General features: G+C 56.7%; 22 protein-coding genes. 7 read left to right on the top strand and 15 right to left on the bottom strand.

Features of this window, described 5'->3' with window-relative positions:
- Positions 1 to 81: 81 nt before the first annotated feature.
- The 3 genes from ABJ205_RS09480 to ABJ205_RS09470 all read right to left on the bottom strand — a co-directional run bounded on the left by ABJ205_RS09480 (position 82) and on the right by ABJ205_RS09470 (position 1,266).
- Positions 82 to 360 (bottom strand): GlsB/YeaQ/YmgE family stress response membrane protein, encoded by a 279-nt coding sequence (locus ABJ205_RS09480; protein WP_348160483.1) that lies wholly within the window; start codon positions 358 to 360, stop codon positions 82 to 84.
- Positions 361 to 520: 160 nt separating this feature from the next.
- Entirely contained in the window at positions 521 to 820 is a 300-nt protein-coding gene (locus tag ABJ205_RS09475; RefSeq protein ID WP_348160484.1) for a DUF1153 domain-containing protein, read from the bottom strand.
- Positions 817 to 1,266, bottom strand: a complete 450-nt coding sequence (locus tag ABJ205_RS09470; protein WP_348160485.1) for a hypothetical protein — start codon at positions 1,264 to 1,266, stop codon at positions 817 to 819. Before ABJ205_RS09470 ends, ABJ205_RS09475 begins: the two co-directional genes overlap by 4 nt.
- 200 nt (positions 1,267 to 1,466) lie before the next feature.
- On the opposite strand from ABJ205_RS09470, the gene mnmA reads away from it, so the two are divergent.
- On the top strand, positions 1,467 to 2,651 hold the full coding sequence (gene mnmA / locus ABJ205_RS09465) for a tRNA 2-thiouridine(34) synthase MnmA (protein WP_348160486.1): 1,185 nt from the start codon (positions 1,467 to 1,469) through the stop codon (positions 2,649 to 2,651).
- Here mnmA and ABJ205_RS09460 read toward each other — a convergent pair.
- Positions 2,648 to 2,998 carry a hypothetical protein gene (locus ABJ205_RS09460; RefSeq protein ID WP_348311750.1) on the bottom strand — a complete coding sequence of 117 codons (351 nt, stop codon included), beginning with the start codon at positions 2,996 to 2,998 and terminating at the stop codon, positions 2,648 to 2,650. The genes mnmA and ABJ205_RS09460 overlap by 4 nt on opposite strands.
- 34 nt (positions 2,999 to 3,032) lie before the next feature.
- On the opposite strand from ABJ205_RS09460, the gene ABJ205_RS09455 reads away from it, so the two are divergent.
- Positions 3,033 to 4,169, top strand: coding sequence for a serine hydrolase (locus ABJ205_RS09455; RefSeq protein ID WP_348155031.1), 1,137 nt, complete (start codon positions 3,033 to 3,035; stop codon positions 4,167 to 4,169).
- Here ABJ205_RS09455 and ABJ205_RS09450 read toward each other — a convergent pair whose 3' ends face one another.
- Both ABJ205_RS09450 and pdxH read right to left on the bottom strand, forming a co-directional pair.
- A complete protein-coding gene (locus ABJ205_RS09450) occupies positions 4,170 to 4,976 on the bottom strand; it encodes a PhzF family phenazine biosynthesis protein (protein ID WP_348155028.1) in 807 nt (268 codons plus the stop codon).
- Complete coding sequence (pdxH, locus tag ABJ205_RS09445) at positions 4,973 to 5,623, bottom strand: pyridoxamine 5'-phosphate oxidase (RefSeq protein ID WP_348155025.1); 651 nt, start codon at positions 5,621 to 5,623, stop codon at positions 4,973 to 4,975. The genes ABJ205_RS09450 and pdxH overlap by 4 nt, the downstream gene beginning before the upstream one ends.
- A 258-nt stretch (positions 5,624 to 5,881) precedes the next feature.
- Between pdxH and ABJ205_RS09440 the strand changes: the two genes are divergently transcribed.
- The 4 genes from ABJ205_RS09440 (at position 5,882) to ABJ205_RS09425 (ending at position 9,759) form a co-directional block, all read left to right on the top strand.
- Positions 5,882 to 6,865 carry a DnaJ C-terminal domain-containing protein gene (locus tag ABJ205_RS09440; RefSeq protein WP_348155023.1) on the top strand — a complete coding sequence of 328 codons (984 nt, stop codon included), beginning with the start codon at positions 5,882 to 5,884 and terminating at the stop codon, positions 6,863 to 6,865.
- Positions 6,866 to 6,938: 73 nt separating this feature from the next.
- Entirely contained in the window at positions 6,939 to 7,937 is a 999-nt protein-coding gene (locus ABJ205_RS09435; protein ID WP_348155020.1) for a YihY/virulence factor BrkB family protein, read from the top strand.
- A complete protein-coding gene (gene fabI, locus ABJ205_RS09430) occupies positions 7,934 to 8,740 on the top strand; it encodes an enoyl-ACP reductase FabI (RefSeq protein ID WP_348155017.1) in 807 nt (268 codons plus the stop codon). Before ABJ205_RS09435 ends, fabI begins: the two co-directional genes overlap by 4 nt.
- Before the next feature lie 5 nt (positions 8,741 to 8,745).
- Complete coding sequence (locus ABJ205_RS09425) at positions 8,746 to 9,759, top strand: SDR family NAD(P)-dependent oxidoreductase (protein ID WP_348155015.1); 1,014 nt, start codon at positions 8,746 to 8,748, stop codon at positions 9,757 to 9,759.
- Here the strand turns inward: ABJ205_RS09425 and ABJ205_RS09420 are convergent.
- From ABJ205_RS09420 to ABJ205_RS09380, 9 genes are all read right to left on the bottom strand, one after another.
- Positions 9,756 to 10,352 carry a hypothetical protein gene (locus ABJ205_RS09420; RefSeq protein WP_348155012.1) on the bottom strand — a complete coding sequence of 199 codons (597 nt, stop codon included), beginning with the start codon at positions 10,350 to 10,352 and terminating at the stop codon, positions 9,756 to 9,758. The two genes, ABJ205_RS09425 and ABJ205_RS09420, sit on opposite strands and share 4 nt — an antisense overlap.
- Positions 10,353 to 10,437: 85 nt before the next feature.
- Positions 10,438 to 10,959: a demethoxyubiquinone hydroxylase family protein gene (locus ABJ205_RS09415; RefSeq protein WP_348155009.1), complete on the bottom strand. Its 522-nt coding sequence runs from the start codon at positions 10,957 to 10,959 to the stop codon at positions 10,438 to 10,440.
- A gap of 34 nt (positions 10,960 to 10,993) precedes the next feature.
- Positions 10,994 to 11,446, bottom strand: coding sequence for a disulfide bond formation protein B (locus ABJ205_RS09410; protein ID WP_348155007.1), 453 nt, complete (start codon positions 11,444 to 11,446; stop codon positions 10,994 to 10,996).
- Positions 11,447 to 11,478: 32 nt separating this feature from the next.
- Positions 11,479 to 12,897, bottom strand: a complete 1,419-nt coding sequence (locus ABJ205_RS09405) for a S41 family peptidase (RefSeq protein WP_348155004.1) — start codon at positions 12,895 to 12,897, stop codon at positions 11,479 to 11,481.
- A 139-nt stretch (positions 12,898 to 13,036) separates the two neighbouring features.
- Positions 13,037 to 14,266 (bottom strand): peptidoglycan DD-metalloendopeptidase family protein, encoded by a 1,230-nt coding sequence (locus tag ABJ205_RS09400; RefSeq protein WP_348155001.1) that lies wholly within the window; start codon positions 14,264 to 14,266, stop codon positions 13,037 to 13,039.
- A 6-nt stretch (positions 14,267 to 14,272) separates the two neighbouring features.
- Positions 14,273 to 14,695, bottom strand: a complete 423-nt coding sequence (locus ABJ205_RS09395) for a 23S rRNA (pseudouridine(1915)-N(3))-methyltransferase RlmH (RefSeq protein WP_348154998.1) — start codon at positions 14,693 to 14,695, stop codon at positions 14,273 to 14,275.
- A gap of 128 nt (positions 14,696 to 14,823) precedes the next feature.
- On the bottom strand, positions 14,824 to 15,186 hold the full coding sequence (gene rsfS / locus ABJ205_RS09390) for a ribosome silencing factor (RefSeq protein WP_348155053.1): 363 nt from the start codon (positions 15,184 to 15,186) through the stop codon (positions 14,824 to 14,826).
- A 160-nt stretch (positions 15,187 to 15,346) separates the two neighbouring features.
- Positions 15,347 to 16,003 carry a nicotinate-nucleotide adenylyltransferase gene (locus ABJ205_RS09385; RefSeq protein WP_348154995.1) on the bottom strand — a complete coding sequence of 219 codons (657 nt, stop codon included), beginning with the start codon at positions 16,001 to 16,003 and terminating at the stop codon, positions 15,347 to 15,349.
- A gap of 14 nt (positions 16,004 to 16,017) precedes the next feature.
- Positions 16,018 to 17,319, bottom strand: coding sequence for a glutamate-5-semialdehyde dehydrogenase (locus ABJ205_RS09380; RefSeq protein ID WP_348154992.1), 1,302 nt, complete (start codon positions 17,317 to 17,319; stop codon positions 16,018 to 16,020).
- A 385-nt stretch (positions 17,320 to 17,704) separates the two neighbouring features.
- Between ABJ205_RS09380 and ABJ205_RS09375 the strand changes: the two genes are divergently transcribed.
- Positions 17,705 to 18,883, top strand: a complete 1,179-nt coding sequence (locus ABJ205_RS09375; protein ID WP_348154989.1) for a peptidoglycan DD-metalloendopeptidase family protein — start codon at positions 17,705 to 17,707, stop codon at positions 18,881 to 18,883.
- Positions 18,884 to 18,897: the final 14 nt, after the last annotated feature.

Here is an 18,897-nt window from a genome sequence, read left to right as displayed (position 1 = left end):
AACAATAAAGCGGCGCAAACCCTCTTAGGTTTACGCCGCTTTTGAAGGGCCGGAGGTTTATGACCTCATCAGCCCTTTGCCTTATTCCCCGCGAACGTTTCCGCGCTGGATCAAGTTAAGCACACCAAGCAGGACAACCGCCCCCAGAAGAGCCGAAGCAATACCCATGAGATCAGGGGGCCAGCTACCGATATCGCCTGTGCCTAGGATAAATGAAAACAGTGTGTTGCCGATAAATGAGCCAACAATGCCTACCACGACATTCCAAAACTTGCCCATAGCTGCATCACGATTCATGATCATACTAGCAACCCAGCCGATGAGGCCGCCCATAATGATAAACCAGATAAATCCCATCATTTATTCTTCCCCTTTTAGCAGTTTTTGGACCGGAAATTGAGTGCATGACACAAGATCGGTCTGCCAAAGGACTACCGCAAGATGACGCGCGGGAGAAGCTTACAACACTCCAAGAGCCGCAAGCTGCACAGATTTTACAATTTTTTGGGCTTTTTGGGACTTAATACTTCAACTGGCGCTCGTAGAGGTCGCGGTAATGCTGAATGCGGGTCACCCGCAGACCTTGCATGCCTGAACGGTCCACTGCGCGCTGCCACCCGGCGAACTCTTCAAGAGTAAGACCGTAGCGCTCAAGCACTTCATCAATAGTCAGCAAACCTCCATTTACCGCAGCCACAACTTCTGCCTTGCGACGCACGACCCAACGCTTCGTTGAAGGAGAAGGCAAATCGTCAATGGTTAGAGGCTCGCCTAGCGGGCCAATTACTCGTGCAGGTTTGATATCCTGATTCTCAATCATTGCTCTTCTCTCGTATAACTCGGTTGCACTCGCATTGAATGCGATTTGTCCGAGCACTTTTCATCGGCGAAAAGGTCCTCACATGAACCCCCGCGACTTGCATCATGGGATCTAACTGATGAGGCTTTTCGGGCCTCTAAAGCATTAGGGTTAACACCGCGTTCGTCTTCTTCACATGCGCGGAAAAATTGCGCTGCGGCATTGGCAAAGCCTTGTTTCCCAGCGCTCAGCTTGCTTCCGGCATCTTCGCGTAGAAGCTGCCTGAGGTCGCGCGCTGCCGCCAAACGTGCAGTCAGCTCGCTCCATTCAATCGTACGCAAAGGGGTCGCCTCGGCGCAGTCATCCAAGACGCCCGACCAGTCCGAGAACTGATCGAGGTTTGAACTATCTTGCACATGGCTGCTGTGCGCAGAAGCAATAGAAGGAGGCTTGGCCTTTTCGAACATGCCCTTTGTTATAAGGAGCGGTTGTCAAGATGTGGTAAAACGCAGCTTTACTACTGCTTAGGATATGTGCCGAGGCCGCTCTAAACCGTGTGGTGTTCCAAGTTAATGGCCAAGAAATACGTGTAAAATCAATATGCTCTTGCGTAAAACTGCGCAGCTATGGCCATTCCATACCTTCGCGACTATATGCCCAATCGATCATGAAACCGCCTGAAACCACCACCCTCAGCCCCACTTTTAGGCTCGATACGGCCGCTTTGTTTAACCTAACAAAGCCCGCAGTTGAGTGCCGAATCGTCGTTGCGATGAGCGGCGGGGTTGATTCGTCTGTTGTCGCAGCGCTTGCTGCGGACACTGGCGCTGAGGTCATTGGCATTACATTGCAGCTGTATGATTATGGCGCCGCAACCGGCCGCAAAGGAGCGTGTTGCGCAGGTGATGATATCGCTGATGCGCGGGCAGTTTCAGACCGGCTTGGCATCGCGCATTATGTATTCGATCACGAAAGCGCCTTTCGCGAAGACGTTGTCGATCAGTTTGCCGATGAGTATTTGGCCGGCCGCACCCCGGTGCCGTGCATCCGCTGTAACATGGGGCCCAAGTTCACTGACCTGTTCCGTATGGCACGCGAGCTTGGCGCGGATTGTTTGGCGACCGGGCATTATGTGCGCCGCGAAGATGTTGCAGGCGAAGAGGGGCCTGGTCCACATCTTTACCGGGCGAATGATCCGACACGCGACCAATCTTACTTCCTTTATGCAACCACTCAGGAACAACTGGACTACATCCGTTTTCCGCTAGGCGGCCTTCCCAAGACACAGGTGCGCGAGCTTGCCGAAGCGGCCGGCCTTCGCAACGCGATGAAGCCTGACAGCCAAGACATCTGTTTTGTGCCCGATGGCAATTACGCAAAGATCGTGACCAAGCTGCGTCCGGAGGGCGGAGTTCCCGGCGCAATCGTTCATGCGGCAACAGGAGAGTTGCTGGGCGAGCACAAGGGCATTGTTCACTACACCGTGGGTCAACGTAAAGGTCTTGATATCGGTGGGCAGCCTGAACCGCTTTATGTGATCAACCTCGATGCCGATACCCGCGAAGTGCGCGTTGGGCCGAAGAGGATGTTGGCGGTCGAAAGTGCTGAAGTGATTGAGACCAACTGCATTGGCATTATCCCAGATGGCGCAGAACTCACCGCTAAGGTCCGCAGTTTAGCAAAGCCTGTGCCTATCACACTCAATGGGCCTTTGGGCGATGGGGCTTCGACGCAGATCCGTTTTGAAACGCCAGAATTTGGCGTCGCACCCGGCCAAGCAGCAGTCATCTATCATGGCGAACGCGTGATCGGCGGCGGCTGGATCGACGCAACTACGTCTGTCGCTTCCTAACTGCCCCAGCTTTCGAGCACACATCCATAGCCTTCGCGATTCGTCGCAATTGCCGTATTTACGAACGGAATGCTGGCAGTAACGCTTTGTGCTTCCGGATTTTCGCTTAAGGACACCATCTCCATTCCGGCAAGCTTGTCCTTTGCACAATCCTCCAGATCACGGCCTGCGACAAAGCGGCACGAACATGCCACGCGCGCCGAATAGGTGGTCGCCGCAGTGGTGTAACCTTGAATAGGTCCGCGATTGAACCAGGCAAGCGCGGCGAGCCCAACAATGACAAGCAGCACGGCGATCAGAATTGTACGCGATAGGGATGAGCGCTTGGCTCCTGCTGTTTTTGCCATTGCTTTGGTCGTGTCCTTGTTAGATTGAGGGTCCATGACCGCTCGTTTAAAAGCTTCTATCGCCGCTATCGCGCTCTTGCCAGCCCTTGCATCGTGCACCGAGACGTCGCCGGATGCTCCGCCGCCACTTAGCCAAGAGGCATTGGACTCCGTTTCCAAAGACGCCGGCGCGCCGATGGACCAACTCGCGCGCCAAATCGACGAGCTGTTCACTAAGGATGGGCTGGGAGAGACTCGCGCCGTTGTGCTGATGGCGGATGGCAAGATCGCGGCTGAACGCTACGCCGATGGGTATGATAGCGAAACCCGTCATATCAGTTGGTCCATGGCGAAGACCGTCACCGCAGTCCTTGTTGGCATGTTGGTGGCGGATGGCCTTCTCAATGAAGAAGCCCCTGCCCCCATCCCCGCCTGGCAACGGAGCGGCGATCCGCGTGCTGACGTCACTTTGGAACACCTCCTTCAAATGCGCTCTGGCTTGCGTCACACAGAAGCGGGCGATCCACCTTACGAGTCGTCCGAAGTGCGCATGCTTTTTCTGGATGGGCGCGACGATATGGCGAAGTGGGCCAAAGAACAGCCGCTCGAGGATGAGCCTGGGGCACGGTTTGAATATTCCTCCAACACGACTGTGATCCTTGCCGATATTGCGGCAAGCGCCCTGACAGACAGCGATGACCCTGATGCACGGCGCACGGCGGTTGCGGACTATCTTGAGGAACGGTTGTTTGGTCCCCTTGGTATGACCTCCATGGTTCCAGAATACGATGCCTCGGGCACGTTGATCGGCGGTAGTCTTATGCATGCCAGTGCACGCGATTATGCCAAGTTTGGCGAATTCCTGCGCGCGGGGGGGCAAGCGCCTAGCGGTGAGCAATTGGTTCCAAGCGGCTGGGTTGCAAAGATGCTTAAGCCAAGCCCAGCGTCCCAGCATTACGGCTATCAAATCTGGTTGAACCGGCCCAATCCGAAACTCGAGTCGCCGCACCCATTGTTCCCGGATAGGGCCCCTGCCAACCTGTTTTCGCTGATCGGCCATATGGGTCAATATGTTCTGGTCTCTCCCGATCAAAAGCTGACTTTGGTACGGCTTGGCCATTCCAATAGAGAAGAGCGGCCACCGATGCTCAATGAAGTAGCCGATGTGCTCGTGCTCTATCCGGAGCGCTAGTCAGAGATAAAAATGGCCCTCAACGACAGTGACACACGGGCCGCCCAGCCATACACGGTCCCCATCAATCCGGCAGGTGAGCGCGCCACCTCGCTCGCTCGCCTGATGGGCTGTGAAGCTCTCGCGCCCCAATTTGTCTGTCCAATACGGCGTTAACACCGCATGCGCGCCGCCTGTTACGGGGTCTTCGTCAATCCCATAAGCAGGCACGAAGACTCGGCTGACAATGTCGCTGCCAGTGCCCCGTTTCGAACCGGGTGCAGTGCAGACGAACAATTCGCCTCCCAAAGCGGCAAGCCCGCGATGATCAGGATCCAACGCGCGGATTGCCGCCTCGTCTTCATAAAGGAAGAGATTGTAGCCTAACTCGCTTCTCTGCATTTCAATTGGCGACCCACCAAGAAGGCGCGCGGCCTCTTCCCATTCACTCGGCTTGGTCTCGATTGCGGGAAGGCCCACTTCATATGCGCCGCCAACACGCGAAACTTCGAGAATGCCCGCCTCGCGGGTGCGAAAAGTGACCTTAGTGCCCCCGTCACGGATCAGCAGCATATGCCCACTCGCCAAGGTCGCATGGCCGCACAGGCGGATCTCCGAAGTGGGGGTAAACCAGCGCAGTTCCCAATCCGCCTCGCCAGACTCATCGCGCACCAAAAAGGCCGTTTCAGCAAAGTTGTTCTCGGCCCCAATCTGGGTGAGCACCTTATCGCTTAGCCACGCATCCAACACCATCACCGCCGCCTGATTGCCGCCAAAGGCCTCAGCGCTAAAGGCATCAATGTGCCAATAAGGAATAGCCGTCGTCACGGGTAAAGCAGCGTGTCGGACCAGCCGTCTGCGGTGCGGTCAAATTGGCGCCGGTCATGCAGGCGGTTGTCGCGGTCGATCCAAAACTCAATGCGGCTCGGGCGGAGGGTAAAGCCCGTCCAATGCGCCGGTCGCGGCACTTTGCCAGCTGCTTCATGCTCCGTCCAAAGCGCTTCCACCCGGTCGAGATAATCCTGCCGCGTCTCCATAGGGCGCGACTGATCGCTTGCCGCACTGCCAATCTGGCTTTTGTAAGGGCGCGAATGGAAGTATTCGTCGGCGCGTGCCGGGATCACCTCTTCCAATGGACCTTCGATACGAATCTGACGGCGAAGGCTCTTCCAATGGAACAACATACTCGCCTGCATATTGGCACGGATTTCGCCGCCCTTGCGGCTTTCAGCATTGGTGAAAAAGGTGAAGCCCCCCGTCTCACTCTCTTGCGGCCCATGCCCTTTCAAAAGCACCATACGCACCGAAGGCATAAGGGACGCACTTGCTGTTGCCAAAGCCACCGCGTTGGGATCATTGGGTTCAGATTGCTGGGCATCGGCAAACCAAATGTCGAACAATGCATAAGGGTCCGCGCCTGAAGGTATCACGCTGTCGACCAATTGCGCTCCGCTATGCGGGTTGGACTTAATCATGAAAAGAGTTCCTTGTCAGACGTTTGGCGAGAATTTTGACACACTTGACACACTGTTCAGGGGCAAAAAACCGGCCAACCCAGAATACAGGTCGGAATGCAGGTCGAAACGCAGGCCAAAACGCGCTCCAAAAAGGAGTTCCAATAGGTCATGCGGCGGTCAATAGGCGCTGGTGAGTGAGTAGGAAAGATATTCCCTACAGAAGCAATCGGCGTTAGGTGCTTGCGCCTACCAACCGTCTCACCTAGCTAAGACACCATGCGTGATCCGTATTCCACCCTTGGCATTGCCCGAACGGCTTCTGAAAAAGAGGTCAAGAGCGCCTATCGTAAGCTCGCAAAAGAGCTGCATCCTGACAAGAACAAGAACAATCCCAATGCGGCTGAGAAATTCTCGGATGCAACCAAGGCGTATGACCTATTGTCTGACAAGGGCAAACGCGCCCAGTTTGACCGCGGGGAAATTGATGCAGAAGGCAACCCCTTAAACCCGTTTGCAGGCATGGGAGGTGGACGTCCTCGCGGGTATAGCGGCGGAGCGCAACGTGGCGGTGGTTTTCGCGATTCTGAATTCCAAGGCTTTGGCGCAGACGACATGGATTTGGGCGATTTGTTCGAAGGCCTTTTCGGCGGCGGGCGCAATCGCACGGCACAACCTCCGCCCAAAGGCGGTTTTGGGAGCCGTGGGCGTGGCACGCCTCCACCCAAGAAAGGCGCAGACATTCAATATCGTTTGGCTGTTCCCTTCGTGGATGCAGCCTCCGGCCAAGATCAGCGGATCACCTTGGCAGATGGCAAAGCGATCAGCCTAAAATTGCCCGCAGGGGTCGAAGACGGCACACAAATGCGTCTTAAAGGTAAGGGGCATTCCGGGCCCGGGGGGCACGGTGATGGGATCGTCATGGTCGAAGTCGCCGCCCACCCATTTTTCCGGCGTGATGGCGACAACATTCGCATGGATTTGCCAATCACACTTGATGAGGCGATCAATGGAGGCAAAGTGAAATGCCCCACCGTTGATGGACCGGTAATGCTGACTTTGAAACCCGGAGCCAATGGCGGCACGGTTATGCGCCTGACGGGCAAAGGCTGGACCAAAAACTCGAGCAGCGCAAACAAACCGGCGCGCGGCGACCAATTGGTGACGTTGGAGATTCAAATGCCTGAGGATCTGGATGGCCTCAAAGAAAAGTTGGGCGATTGGAATGACCCCGCCAAACCGCGCAGCGTCTTCGGCCTTTAGGCCGTCCCAATTGAGCTTGCACTTGGATAGACAACCCCCTCCCCGTCAAGGTTTTGATCCCTCTGGTCGAGGCATGGAAATACGCTCGCTTTCCCCCGAAGCGCGGCGGTTAAGGGCGTTGCGGCAGCCAGTGCGGTTTTCCGGTTTGGATGCAGCGGCTTCCCCTCAACCCGGCATTTTCGGATTTATCGCCCATTACGCGGGGCCCGGTACGCGCCTGTTTGAAACGGTGCGCCGCACTCTTGTCGGGACGTGGCAGGACGGTTTTATCCATGCCGGAAACCTTGCCTATCTCTCGATGCTCGCGATTTTCCCGTTCTTCATTATCGGCGCCGCTTTGTTTGATCTTGTTGGAGGACGCGAGCTGGCTTTGGAATTGGTGATAACAGTTCTTGCCGCGATGCCGCCCACAGTAAGCAGCCTAATCGGACCGGTCGCCGAGGAAATTGTCGATGCCCCCCAAGGCTGGTTCTTGTGGCTGGGTGCCGGTGTTGCGCTCTGGACGGTGTCCAATTTGGTCGAAACCATTCGCGACATCCTTCGCCGTGCTTATGGGACGCAGCCGCTTTTGGCCTTTTGGAAGGCGCGTCTATTTGCCGCAGCACTTATCCTGGGGGCCGTGGTAGTCTTGATGGTGTCACTTTTCGCGAGCGTTCTAATCGGAACGGTCCAACAAATGATCCTCAGCTATTTTCCGCAATTCCTGGCGACTGTCGGCGATTTGCGCATTTCTCGCATCGTTCCAGCACTTGGCCTTGGGGTGTCGCTCTACCTTTTGTTCTACACGCTGACGCCGGTCGCGTACCGCAGCAAGGCCTATCCCAAATGGCCCGGACCCGCCTTCACCGCGATTTGGTGGCTGAGTGTCACAGCCGCCATGCCGCCCATCTTGCGCGGCGTATTCACCTACGATCTGATCTATGGCAGCATGGCCGGGATCATCATCGCCTTGTTCTTTTTCTGGCTCGTTGGGCTTGGGCTCGTTATCGGAGCAGAATTGAACGCTGCGCTGGCAGAGCCAGAAAATGAGCAACACACAAACGCAAACTTGGAAGAGGGAACCGCGGCATGACCAAACTCATGGAAGGCAAGAAGGGTCTGATCATGGGCCTCGCCAACGATAAGTCGCTGGCTTGGGGTATCGCAAAACAGCTGGCCGAACACGGCGCTGAACTCGCTTTTTCCTACCAAGGCGATGCTTTGGCCAAGCGGGTGAAACCTCTCGCCGAAAAGCTCGGTAGCGATTTCACATTTGAGTGCGATGTGTCGGATATGGGCTCACTCGACGCAGGCTTTGACGCGATCAAAGAGCGTTGGGGCACGCTTGATTTTGTGGTCCATGCGATTGGATTTTCCGACAAGAACGAACTGCGCGGCCAATATCTCGATACCAGCCTCGACAACTTCCTCGTCACGATGAACATCTCGGCCTATTCGCTTGTCGCAGTGTCAAAACGCGCGGCGGAATTGATGCCGGAAGAAGGCGGGAGCATTCTTACGCTTACCTATTACGGCGCTGAAAAAGTCATGCCGCATTATAACGTGATGGGCGTCGCTAAGGCAGCGCTTGAAACTAGCGTGCGCTACCTCGCCAATGACCTTGGCCCCAAAAACATCCGCATCAATGCGATCAGCGCTGGCCCAGTGAAGACATTGGCCGCCAGCGGAATTGGCGACTTCCGCTACATCTTGAAGTGGAACGAGTATAACTCGCCTCTGCGCCGCACGACCACATTGGAAGATGTTGGCGGGTCGAGCCTCTACCTGCTTTCGAGCCTCTCTTCAGGTGTCACAGGCGAGGTGCATCATGTCGATAGTGGCTATCACACCGTTGGCATGAAGCAGGTGGACGCTCCTGATATTTCGGTGGCCTAACCCCAGTGCGCACCGTCCTCGTCACCGGATCTGCCGGGTTTATCGGCTACCATCTGTCGCAAGCCCTGCTTGACCAAGGCTTTCGCGTCGCCGGCTATGACGCGATGACCGACTATTACGAGGTCGCACTGAAAGAGCGGCGGCATCAAATGCTGCTGCAAAACGCGAATTTCTCCTGCAAAGTCGGAATGCTTGAGGATATGGAGACGCTCCATGCTTTCGCCATGGCAGAGAAGCCCGACGTGATCGTGCATTTGGCAGGCCAAGCGGGTGTGCGCTACAGCCTCGAAAACCCGCGCGCTTATCTCAACTCCAATCTGGTTGGCACGTTCAACGTGATGGAATGCGCGCGCGAGCTGGAGGTTGAGCATTTGCTGATGGCGTCCACCAGCTCAGCCTACGGCGCCAACACCGATATGCCCTTCCACGAGCAACAAAAGAGCGACCATCAGCTTACCTTTTACGCCGCCACCAAAAAGGCGAATGAAGCGATGGGGCATTCCTATGCTCACCTGTGGAATCTGCCCACCACCATGTTCCGCTTCTTCACGGTCTATGGCCCATGGGGCCGCCCGGATATGGCGCTGTTCAAATTCACTAAGGGCATTCTAAACGGCGATCCCATCGACATTTACAACCAGGGTGAAATGCACCGCGACTTTACCTATGTAACTGATCTTGTGCGCGGAATTCACTTGTTGATCGACGCAAGGCCAGAACGACCTGAGACGCCTGATGATATTCCTGAATGGGATTCCCTCAGTCCGGCCGCGCCTTACCGCGTGGTCAATATCGGCAATAGCGACACGGTGAAGCTCACCGACTTTGTCGATGCGATTGAGGCAGAGTGTGGCCGCGCAGCGATCCGCAATTTCATGCCAATGCAAAAAGGCGATGTGCCCGCAACATGGGCCGATGCGACGCTCTTGAAGGAATTAACCGGATACACGCCCAAAACCGACGTGCGCGAAGGCATCGCTAAATTCGTGGCGTGGTACCGCGATTATTATCAGGTTTAGTTAGAGCCGCCTGGAGCAGGTTCAGGATTCGGCAAGGCCTGCTCGCCCGATTCTTCACCCGGCAGCACGGCACTGCGTTCACGCTCTAAACGCTCAAGATACTCGCGTTCGATCTGCTCAACGCGCCCTTGTTCAGCAGCTGCATCGCCATCAATCGTCGACAGGCGATCCTGACGCGCCTGTTCAATCAGCTGACCAAAACGGATACCTTCAGCCTGATCCCTCTCTGCGTAAGCGGCATCGATGAATTGCTGCGTGCATCCTGTGAAGCCGCCGGCCCCCGCTGGGCTGCATGAAAACGCCCCGAATTCACCGATATAGCGAACCTTTTCAAACTGTTGCGATTGGGTAAGGTTGCCCTGCGCGCTGCTCGTACGGAGATTAGAAGGAATGCGATAGCGGTCTGCTTCAACCACGATTTGGCACACCACAATCTCGTTCTCTGCCGTCTGTTCCGGACATTCGTCTTCGCTATGGGCGATGACCATGTTCACGCGGTCTCCGGCCTGATCCTGCGCTGCAGCTGGAGCAGCAGGCACTGCCATAAGGGCTGCGAAAGGGGCGATAAGAGCAATACGCGAGAGCTTGGACATGGTGGTTCCTATTGGGGTAGCCCCTATTCGGAGCAGTGGTTCGTCACGAACTAGATAGCAGTCACTGAACCGCGACTGAAGCGGTTTAAACCCGTTCGCTTACCCGAATCGCGATCTTGCAGCCCAAACGGATGGCACCTGAAAGCAGCGGATAGGCGGGGGCTTGCTCCGCTCCATGCTTCAACGCAGCATCGCGGTGCTCGCGTTCTTCCTCGCGGAATTGGTCAATCATCTCAGCGAGTTCTGGTTCCGAATTGGTTTCAGCAAGGCGATCCAATTGATCAGAATAATGCTTGTCGATTTCTTCCTCAACAGCAGCGGTACACGCCATCGCAGCTTTTGGACCAATCAACGCCGTGCCTGCGCCAAGTGCGAATCCGGCCATATGCCAAAACGGATGTAAGGCGGTTGGACGTACGCCGCGCTCGGCCATCAATTCATCAAACTTGGCTCGATGGACCTTCTCCTGTTCCGCCATCTGGCGGATTTCGGCTGATTGCGGGCCGCGGTCGCCCATCACGGCAAGCTGGCCTTCGTAAATGCGCGTTGCGCCAAATTCGCCAGCCTGATCGACGCGGATCATACGGTGCAGTTCATCACGGTCCATGACGGAGTCTTTCAAATGGGTACTGAACGTAACTCTACTTCTTATACGTGGCCATTGCCACAACAGCTACACCGCCAAGGCAAGAAATCAGAAAGTTCCAGCCAGCAAGCGAGACACCAAACAGATCCCACGGGGCCACATCACAGCGCACCAAAGGAGCGGCATTGATGTCCATCACGTCTATCTCAGAAGGCAGAGTGGAACAGCCTGTGATCCCCTCCCACCAACCATATTCGACGCCAGCATGAAAGCCGCCGATTAGACCCGATGTGATGATCGCAAGGCCTGCCAGCGCGATCCAGACCCGGCTGGGCTGGATCGCAAAGGACGCAAGACCAAACCCGAGAGCTGCGAAATGCGGATAGCGCTGCCACCAGCACATCTCGCAAGGGTAAAGGTCAAAGCCATATTGCGAGATATAAGCGCCGCCCAAAAGAGCAGCGGGAATAAACACAGCGAGCGTGCGCGCTTGGGAAAGACCGGTCATGATTGCGGTTTAGGGATGCACAAGACGTTTGACTAGCCGCCAGATTTCGAGCCGCGCTGGCTCAACGCAACCGAGCTTGCCGTGGTACGGCGCAGGGTCTCAAGCGCGTAATGCAGCTGGAAGTCTTCGACACCTTGTTCTTCCAATTCCTCACTTGTGAGCTGGAAGCGCGGATCGGCAATCGTGTCTTCGACCATTTCCTCATCAGAGATGCCGATTTCATTGACCAAGTGCCCGCGAAGATCGCTTTCACGTGTGCGGTATTTTTCGCGAAGGGCAAAATCCGGATCGGACAGTTGCGGCACGCGAATATCAGGCGCAATTCCGCCTTCTTGTACCGATTTGCCTTTAGGCGTGTAATAGCGCGCCGTTGTCAATTTAAGTGCGGAATCCTGCCCCAGTGGAAGAAGCGTTTGGACCGAACCTTTGCCAAAGCTGCGCTGCCCCATGATGAGCGCGCGGCCGTGATCTTGCAAAGCGCCAGCGACGATTTCAGAAGCCGACGCAGAACCTGCATCAATCAGCACAATCATCGGCACATTTTTCGCAATCTCACCCATGAATATCTGGGCCTGCGAACGGCTCTTACGGCGGCGCACGTAATAATCAAGATCATCGGCCTGGAATTCAAAGGTCTCACTCCATGAACGCCCGCGCTGTGACACGATCTCACCCGTTTCGAGGAAAAGATCCGTCAGAGCGACCGCTTCGTCCAAGCTGCCGCCGGGGTTCGATCGAAGGTCAAGCACAAGCCCGCTCATCCGGCCTGTGGCTTCAGTCTGTAGCGCAGCCCAAGCGTTATATACGTCGGCGCCCACATCGGCGGAAAACTCGTTGACCGAGATATGGCCAATGTTGCCGGGTTTAAGTTCATGCGTCACCGGCTCAAGTTCGATAACCCCGCGCGTCACGGAAAGCTCAAGCGGTTCATCGCGGCCTGGACGGAAAACGGTGAGGTTGATGGACGTGCCCGCGACCCCGCGCATTTGGGCAACCGCATCATCCAGATCGCCGCCAACAATCAACTGGCCTTCAAGGTGGGTGATAAAGTCGCCGGCTTTGATACCGGCCTTGTCTGCCGGGCTGCCCTTAAATGGCGAAATAACTTTGACCGCGCCCTCTTCTTGAACAACGGAAAGGCCAAGACCCGAATAATTGCCGTCGATCAAGGTGTTGAGCCGCTGAAGATCGCTTCCATCAAGATAGGCGCTATGCGGATCGAGCGCAGAGAGCATCCCATCAATCGCGCCGCGAACCAGTACATCATCCTCCACCGGCTCTACATAATTGGCCTGAACGCGCTGCATGATCGCAAAGATTTTGGCGAGTTCCGGACCTGCCCGGCCATCGACCTGAGCCATGGTGGCGGTTGTGGCTGGAATAAGCGCAACAGCGGTGACCAATGCAGCGCTGCGCAAAAGTGAGGAGATGGGAAGAGCGGCGATTTTCATGATGGACGAGATGCTCCTTTGTATGTGCAAGCAAACGTATAGGAAGCGGGGTCTGAACGCCAGATGAGAGGCCTATCGCGGAGTTTACCGTCCCTGTGCGGGGCAGTCAGCGATAAGAAGTGTTAACAGCGCTGAGGAATTAGCCAAGATAATTGAGCGGGTTAACGGGCTCTCCATCGCGCCTCAATTCAAGACTGACAGGCTCCTCACCCCCGCCAGCAACACCCAAGGGCGCGCCGCCAATGACCTCATCGCCCACTTCGACCTCTGTACGCGCGAGCCCTGTCACAAGGCTGGTCCAACCTCCGGGGTGCTCAATAATGACGATTCGCCCAAAGCCGCGATAAGGCCCGGAAAAGGCGATACGCCCTGCGCCCGGCGCAACCACTTGGGCAGACGGCGCAGGCGATAGTGTGAGGCCTTTCGATCGAAGGCCGCTGTCGCGCAGTTCACCAAAGCCGGCCAAAGTGCGCCCTTGAACGGGCAGTTGGAAGCCAGGCGGCCGGGCGCTGGAATTGGAGGATGTGGTTGGAACGGGATCGAACTCTACAACCGTTGCAGACAGATCGCTTGGCCGCGCAATTGGGCCGGGAAGCGCCGCCAACTCTGCGCGTAATTTGGCGGCTTCCCCCAAAATGTCCACCAGGCCATCAAGATCGCGCGCCTCTTCGGCTAAAGCCAGTGCCCTTTCGCTTTCTCGCACAGCATTGCTGCGCGCTTCGGTAGAGGAAAGGCGTTGCTGTGTTTCGAGCTGAGAAAGCCGCGTACGGCGAGATTGGAGCTCTTGTTCAGAAGAACGCAGATTTTCCACGACCCGCGCCGCTCTGCGCTCCAACCGCTCTCCTTCTTCAAGCTCTGCGCGCAAGGCAGCAGTACGCGTTCGGATCTCGGGCACGGCAGAGGCAAGCACTGCACGCACATAGACCAGATCTTTCAATGACCCGGGCTGGAGCGCAGACAATGCCAAAGGCCTGCGCGCAGTGGTCTGCAAAGCACCGGTCAATCCCACCAAGGGCTCGCGCCTATCGGACAATCGCTTGGCAAGTTCTGCCCGATCGTTCTGCAGAAGAGAAAAGCGGGCGCGCGCGGCAGTGATCTTGGCCTCAGATGCCTGGATTTGAGCCGCCAAGGCGGCTGTCTCGCGAGCGGTCTTGTCTGCTGCCTCACCTGCCTCCTCTGCCTCTTGGAGAAAGCGGTCGGCGCGCGCTTCTGCGCGCTGGCTTTCGCGCGTTGCTCTTGTCAGCTCTGCTTGCGCCTCATCGGGTTCAAGCAAAGTCACTTCGCGCTGCGCCCAACCATGCGGCACAGCAAGAAGCAGGGCGGCGCTGGCGGTTCCTAGAATTCCACAAAAGGCAATTGATCTGCGCATCGAGTACTACCCTGCCCGATGATAGGGATGACCTGCAAGGATGCTTGTTGCGCGGTAGAGCTGTTCCATCAACATCGCGCGCGCCAAAAGATGCGGCCAAGTGGCGGGGCCAAAGGCGTAAAGCAGGTCAGCTTCGGCGCGTTCGGCCGCGCTGTGACCATCGGCTGCGCCCAGCACAAAACGGACTTCGCGCGTGCCCGTGTCGCGCCAATTCTCAAGCGTGGCGGCAAGTTTTTCCGATGCCAGCGCTTTCCCGCGCTCGTCCAGAAGGACGGTTTTGTGCGGAGATTGCGGGAGAGGCACCTTCCCCCCCGTTTCAGGCAATTCTGTAAGCTTCACAGGCCAAGTCAGCCGCTTTTCATAGCGCGCAACAAGCTCAGCCTCGGGCGAGCGAGCAATTTTGCCTCGGGCTATGACATGAAGAAGCAAGAGAAGAACCCTCTCGGCTTGATTGCAATGAACGGTTCCGGCGGGACCACAAGGGCGACCACCCGTCCGCAGCCTAGCGCAGGACGTCTATCAAGGACACGCGCCCGGATGGGCGAGCGAAAACCAAGCTAAGTACGGCCTTGCTTCAGTTCGCCGCCTTCGAACGACCACATACGTTCAAGGTTGTAAAAGCTGCGCACTTCAGGGCGGAAGAGGTGAACGACGACATCGCCGCAATCGATAAGCACCCAATCCGCCTGCGGCAGACCTTCGATGCGGACCGGGCCAAAGCCAGCCTGCTTGACCTTTTCGCCAAGCTTTTGCGCCATTGCCGCAACTTGCCGGGACGAACGACCGCTGGCGACCACCATATGATCGGCGACCGAGCTCTTACCCTCAAGCGGGATGGCGACGATCTCTTGTGCTTGATCGTCATCCAATTGCTGCATGACCAGCGCGTAAAGCTCGTCTGCTTTGTCGCCCTCAGCCATGGTTGAAACCACCGACAAGTCGGGCGAAGTGGCCCCATTCGATGGGGCGGTGTGTGCCTGTGTCATAGGCCGTTGGATGTCTCCTGAATGTGCATGGGAAATGGGAATGTGCTGCATGTTTGGCAACCAAGGGGTGATTGCAAGGGGCAGTAAAGCGCCCTCATGCATCAATTTCCCTGATTTGCTTAAAAGTCAGCCTGTCGCGGAGAGCAGAAGTGTCCGGTGCGCCGTATTCATCTGCCCAATCAGCATTGCCTCGGCGGATGGCCGTGGCAGAGCGATGGTCAGGATCAAAGCGCAATAACACCAGTGCCGGTGCTCTCCTCAAGCGTGTCTGCCCCATGGTTCGAAAGTCAGCCACAGACACCCAATTGCGTCTGAACCAAGCCATGGCGGGGCTCGTCATAGCCTCTCTGGTATAGCCGGGACGCGCGATGACTGCAATCGGCATAGTTCGCGCGATGGCGCGCCAATCCTTCCATCGGTGGAATTGCGCCAGATTGTCAGAGCCCATAAGCCACACAAATTGGCGCGATTTGTACCGACGTTGAAGCGCACGAAGGGTATCGACGGTGTAACGCGTGCCAAGCTCGCGTTCGATTGTGGTGGGAATGATTGGCGCGCGGCTAGCTTGTGCTTGCGCAGAACGCAGCCGAGTGGCCAAAGGTGCCATACCCGCCTTGGGTTTTAGAGGATTGCCGGGCGAGACCAGCCACCATGCCTCATCAAGCCCAAGCGCATTGATCGTGAACTTCGTGATTCGCCGATGCCCGCCGTGCGCTGGGTTAAAACTGCCGCCTAAAAGTCCGGTGAGCATTTAGGAGGTTCTTCTCATGGTCTGACTTGCCCGGACCCACGAACAAGCCATTTGTATGTGGTGAGCCCCTCAAGCGCGACCGGGCCGCGTGCATGGAGCCTTCCGGTGGCAATCCCAATCTCTGCGCCAAGCCCAAATTCGCCCCCATCGGCAAATTGAGAGGATGCATTGTGCATCACAATCGCGCTGTCTACGCAGGTGAGGAATTGTTCGGCTGCTGCAAGGTCATCGGTGATAATCGCATCGGTGTGAGCAGAAGAATACTTCGAGATGTGAGCCAACGCGCTCTCGATCCCATCGACGATGGCGACAGAGAGAATGGCATCAAGATATTCTGTACCCCAATCGTCGTCGCTTACTTCTGCAATCCGGTCGTCAAGCGCCTGTGCACGGCCGTCGCCGCGAAGCTCCACCCCGGCCTCGATCAAACGAGCGACCAGTCCCGCTGCATCGGCAAATTGTGCATCGATCAGCAAGGTCTCCATTGCCCCGCAAATGCCGGTGCGGCGCATCTTGGCGTTAACGGCAATTTCACGAGCCATCGCAGGATCGGCCATGCTGTGCACATAGGTGTGATTGACCCCGTCAAGGTGCGCCAGAACCGGCACACGCGCATCGGCCTGCACCCGCGCGACAAGGCTCTTGCCGCCGCGCGGTACAATCATATCAATCATCCCGCTTGCAGTGAGCATCGCCCCGACCACGGCCCGGTCTTGCGTCGGCACAAGCTGCACCAAACCTGCCGGAACCCCGCCTTCCTCAAGGCCAGCCGCAAAAGCTGAGAGGATTGCGCGGTTGGAATGAACGGCTTCGCTGCCGCCACGAAGGATGGCCGCATTGCCCGCCCGCACACAAAGGGCGGCGGCATCGGCGGTCACATTGGGACGGCTTTCATAAATGATCCCAATCGTCCCGATCGGCACCCGCACACGCGACAGTTTGAGCCCGTTTGGACGGACGGCCTCGTCAATGACTTCACCCACGGGATCGGGCAAGACTGCAACCGCTTCAACGGCGCTCGCAACGCTTTCCAGCCGCCCCTCATCAAGCGTGAGGCGGTCGATCATCGCACTGGAAAGACCATTGGCGCGGGCCGCTTCGACGTCCTTGGCATTGGCTGCGAGAATGTCCTTTGCACCCTTGCGCATATGCGTCGCCGCGCCTTGCAAAGCCGCAGCACGCGAAGCGCTATCCATCGCGGCACATTCTCTTTGTGCGGCGCGTCCAATGCTCGCAAGTTGAGCTATCAGCTCGTCCGGAGACGCGGGCATTTCGCTAACCAATTGCGATTCTGTAATTGAAGAAATCTCATTCATAGGAATGTCGCATTAGCACTTGGGTGAACACCTGTCAGGATCGAAGGCACAGCGCGTCCAATCCCTTCGGTTTGCCCGAGTAGCCTGTTGCCAAAAAGTCGCGAAATATCGCGAATCAGGGAGACTCCATGGTCACTTCTTCGTTGCGAATCGGTGCGTAGCGACGCCCGAATCTGTGCCTCCTCGGGACAATCCTGAGGGGTACCACTCAGCTTGGAGCGTCCATGTTACAAACCCGCCTATAGGGGATTGCTCTAGGATGAACGACTCATCGCGCTAAGACTTCGATTCAACCCTTCAAGAGGGCCGGAGATTCGCTTATTCGCGTTTCCATCGCTAGCGTCAGCTCCAAATAAAAAAGCAAAACAATCGGGTTAGACGCACATTGTCAGGCAAAAACAGTAAGCGCAGTTTCGCAGAAAGGCTCGAAGGTTGGTTCCCCGACCGCGAGTTCTTCATGCGATCGCAAGGACAAGTGCGCTTCATTAAGGTGTCGTCGCGCTTGCAAAAAGGCGCTGTCACTGCCGCAATCGTCTTGGCTCTGGGGTGGGCTGGATCGATGAGCGTTATGGGTTGGAACAAATATTCCGCCGAACTCCAAATTGCTTCCTTCCAATCAGAGAAAGCCGAAGTCGCCCAAGCGCAAGAGCGGCTTGATGCTTACAGCGGCAATATCGAAAATGTGGTTGCCGACCTCGAAGTGCGCCAACAGGCGCTCGAAGCGATGTCGGAAATGTTGCCTGATGACATCAAGACAGTCGACACCAATGTAACCGACAGTTCCGAAGAAACCTCGAAAACAGTTGAGCAAGTCGGAGCTTTTTTCCCTCAGGCCAGAGGCCTCGCGAAAATCGAAGCGCGGCAGCTTGCCTATGTTGAGAACATGACGCGATATGCGGATTGGCGCGCGCGCAAAGCAGAAGAGGCGCTGCGCAAGCTGAACCTTGATCCGCGTGCGATGGAACGTGCGGCACGCGCCGAAGCGCAAAGCGCCGTGGGTGGTCCGCTTGAATTGCTAGCAACGTCGGCCAATGGCGATCTCGATCCTCGTTTTGAACGCCTTGGACTGAGTTTGGAACGTATGTCAGCGCTAGAGCTTGCACTTGAAGGTGTGCCGCGTGTGGTTCCCGCTGCGGTCACGCGCATCTCGTCCAATTTTGGCTATCGGCGCGACCCGTTCAATCGCCGCGGCGCGATGCATAATGGCATCGACTTCAAAGGTCCTTACGGCTCTGGGATCTACTCTGCTGCCAAAGGCGAGGTTACTTTCGCTGGTTGGAAGGGCGGTTATGGCCGCACGGTGGAGGTCACTCACACCAATGGCATCGTTACCCGTTATGCGCATTTAGCGCGGATCGGCGTGCGCGTGGGTCAAGCTGTCGAGCCTGGAGCAGTCTTGGGTGGCCTTGGCAGCTCTGGCCGGTCTACAGGTCCGCACCTGCATTTCGAAGTTCGTATCAATGGACGTGCGGTCAATCCGCGTCCTTTCCTGGAGACCGCACCTCATGTTCTCAAAGAAGCCCGCGGAACAGACTCAGCCCGCACCTTCGGTGCCCAGCCCTAAGCCGAAGGGACGAG

The sequence above is a fragment of the Erythrobacter sp. genome (assembly GCF_039988855.1).
GTDB lineage: Bacteria > Pseudomonadota > Alphaproteobacteria > Sphingomonadales > Sphingomonadaceae > Erythrobacter.
Note: the sequence above shows the minus strand (reverse complement) of the source record. Positions and strands in the feature narration are given on the sequence as shown.

Coding starts and splice junctions, on each gene's coding strand:
- ABJ205_RS09435 (WP_348155020.1), top strand. CDS start 6,939: ATGGAAATACGCTCGCTTTCCCCCGAAGCGCGGCGGTTAAGGGCGTTG.
- ABJ205_RS09480 (WP_348160483.1), bottom strand. CDS start 360: ATGATGGGATTTATCTGGTTTATCATTATGGGCGGCCTCATCGGCTGG.
- ABJ205_RS09400 (WP_348155001.1), bottom strand. CDS start 14,266: ATGCGCAGATCAATTGCCTTTTGTGGAATTCTAGGAACCGCCAGCGCC.
- ABJ205_RS09470 (WP_348160485.1), bottom strand. CDS start 1,266: ATGTTCGAAAAGGCCAAGCCTCCTTCTATTGCTTCTGCGCACAGCAGC.
- ABJ205_RS09410 (WP_348155007.1), bottom strand. CDS start 11,446: ATGACCGGTCTTTCCCAAGCGCGCACGCTCGCTGTGTTTATTCCCGCT.
- ABJ205_RS09460 (WP_348311750.1), bottom strand. CDS start 2,998: ATGGCAAAAACAGCAGGAGCCAAGCGCTCATCCCTATCGCGTACAATT.
- ABJ205_RS09405 (WP_348155004.1), bottom strand. CDS start 12,897: ATGAAAATCGCCGCTCTTCCCATCTCCTCACTTTTGCGCAGCGCTGCA.
- mnmA (WP_348160486.1), top strand. CDS start 1,467: ATGAAACCGCCTGAAACCACCACCCTCAGCCCCACTTTTAGGCTCGAT.
- ABJ205_RS09385 (WP_348154995.1), bottom strand. CDS start 16,003: ATGCTCACCGGACTTTTAGGCGGCAGTTTTAACCCAGCGCACGGCGGG.
- ABJ205_RS09420 (WP_348155012.1), bottom strand. CDS start 10,352: ATGTCCAAGCTCTCGCGTATTGCTCTTATCGCCCCTTTCGCAGCCCTT.
- ABJ205_RS09455 (WP_348155031.1), top strand. CDS start 3,033: ATGACCGCTCGTTTAAAAGCTTCTATCGCCGCTATCGCGCTCTTGCCA.
- ABJ205_RS09440 (WP_348155023.1), top strand. CDS start 5,882: ATGCGTGATCCGTATTCCACCCTTGGCATTGCCCGAACGGCTTCTGAA.
- ABJ205_RS09415 (WP_348155009.1), bottom strand. CDS start 10,959: ATGGACCGTGATGAACTGCACCGTATGATCCGCGTCGATCAGGCTGGC.
- ABJ205_RS09380 (WP_348154992.1), bottom strand. CDS start 17,319: ATGAATGAGATTTCTTCAATTACAGAATCGCAATTGGTTAGCGAAATG.
- rsfS (WP_348155053.1), bottom strand. CDS start 15,186: ATGGCTGAGGGCGACAAAGCAGACGAGCTTTACGCGCTGGTCATGCAG.
- ABJ205_RS09475 (WP_348160484.1), bottom strand. CDS start 820: ATGATTGAGAATCAGGATATCAAACCTGCACGAGTAATTGGCCCGCTA.
- pdxH (WP_348155025.1), bottom strand. CDS start 5,623: ATGATTAAGTCCAACCCGCATAGCGGAGCGCAATTGGTCGACAGCGTG.
- fabI (WP_348155017.1), top strand. CDS start 7,934: ATGACCAAACTCATGGAAGGCAAGAAGGGTCTGATCATGGGCCTCGCC.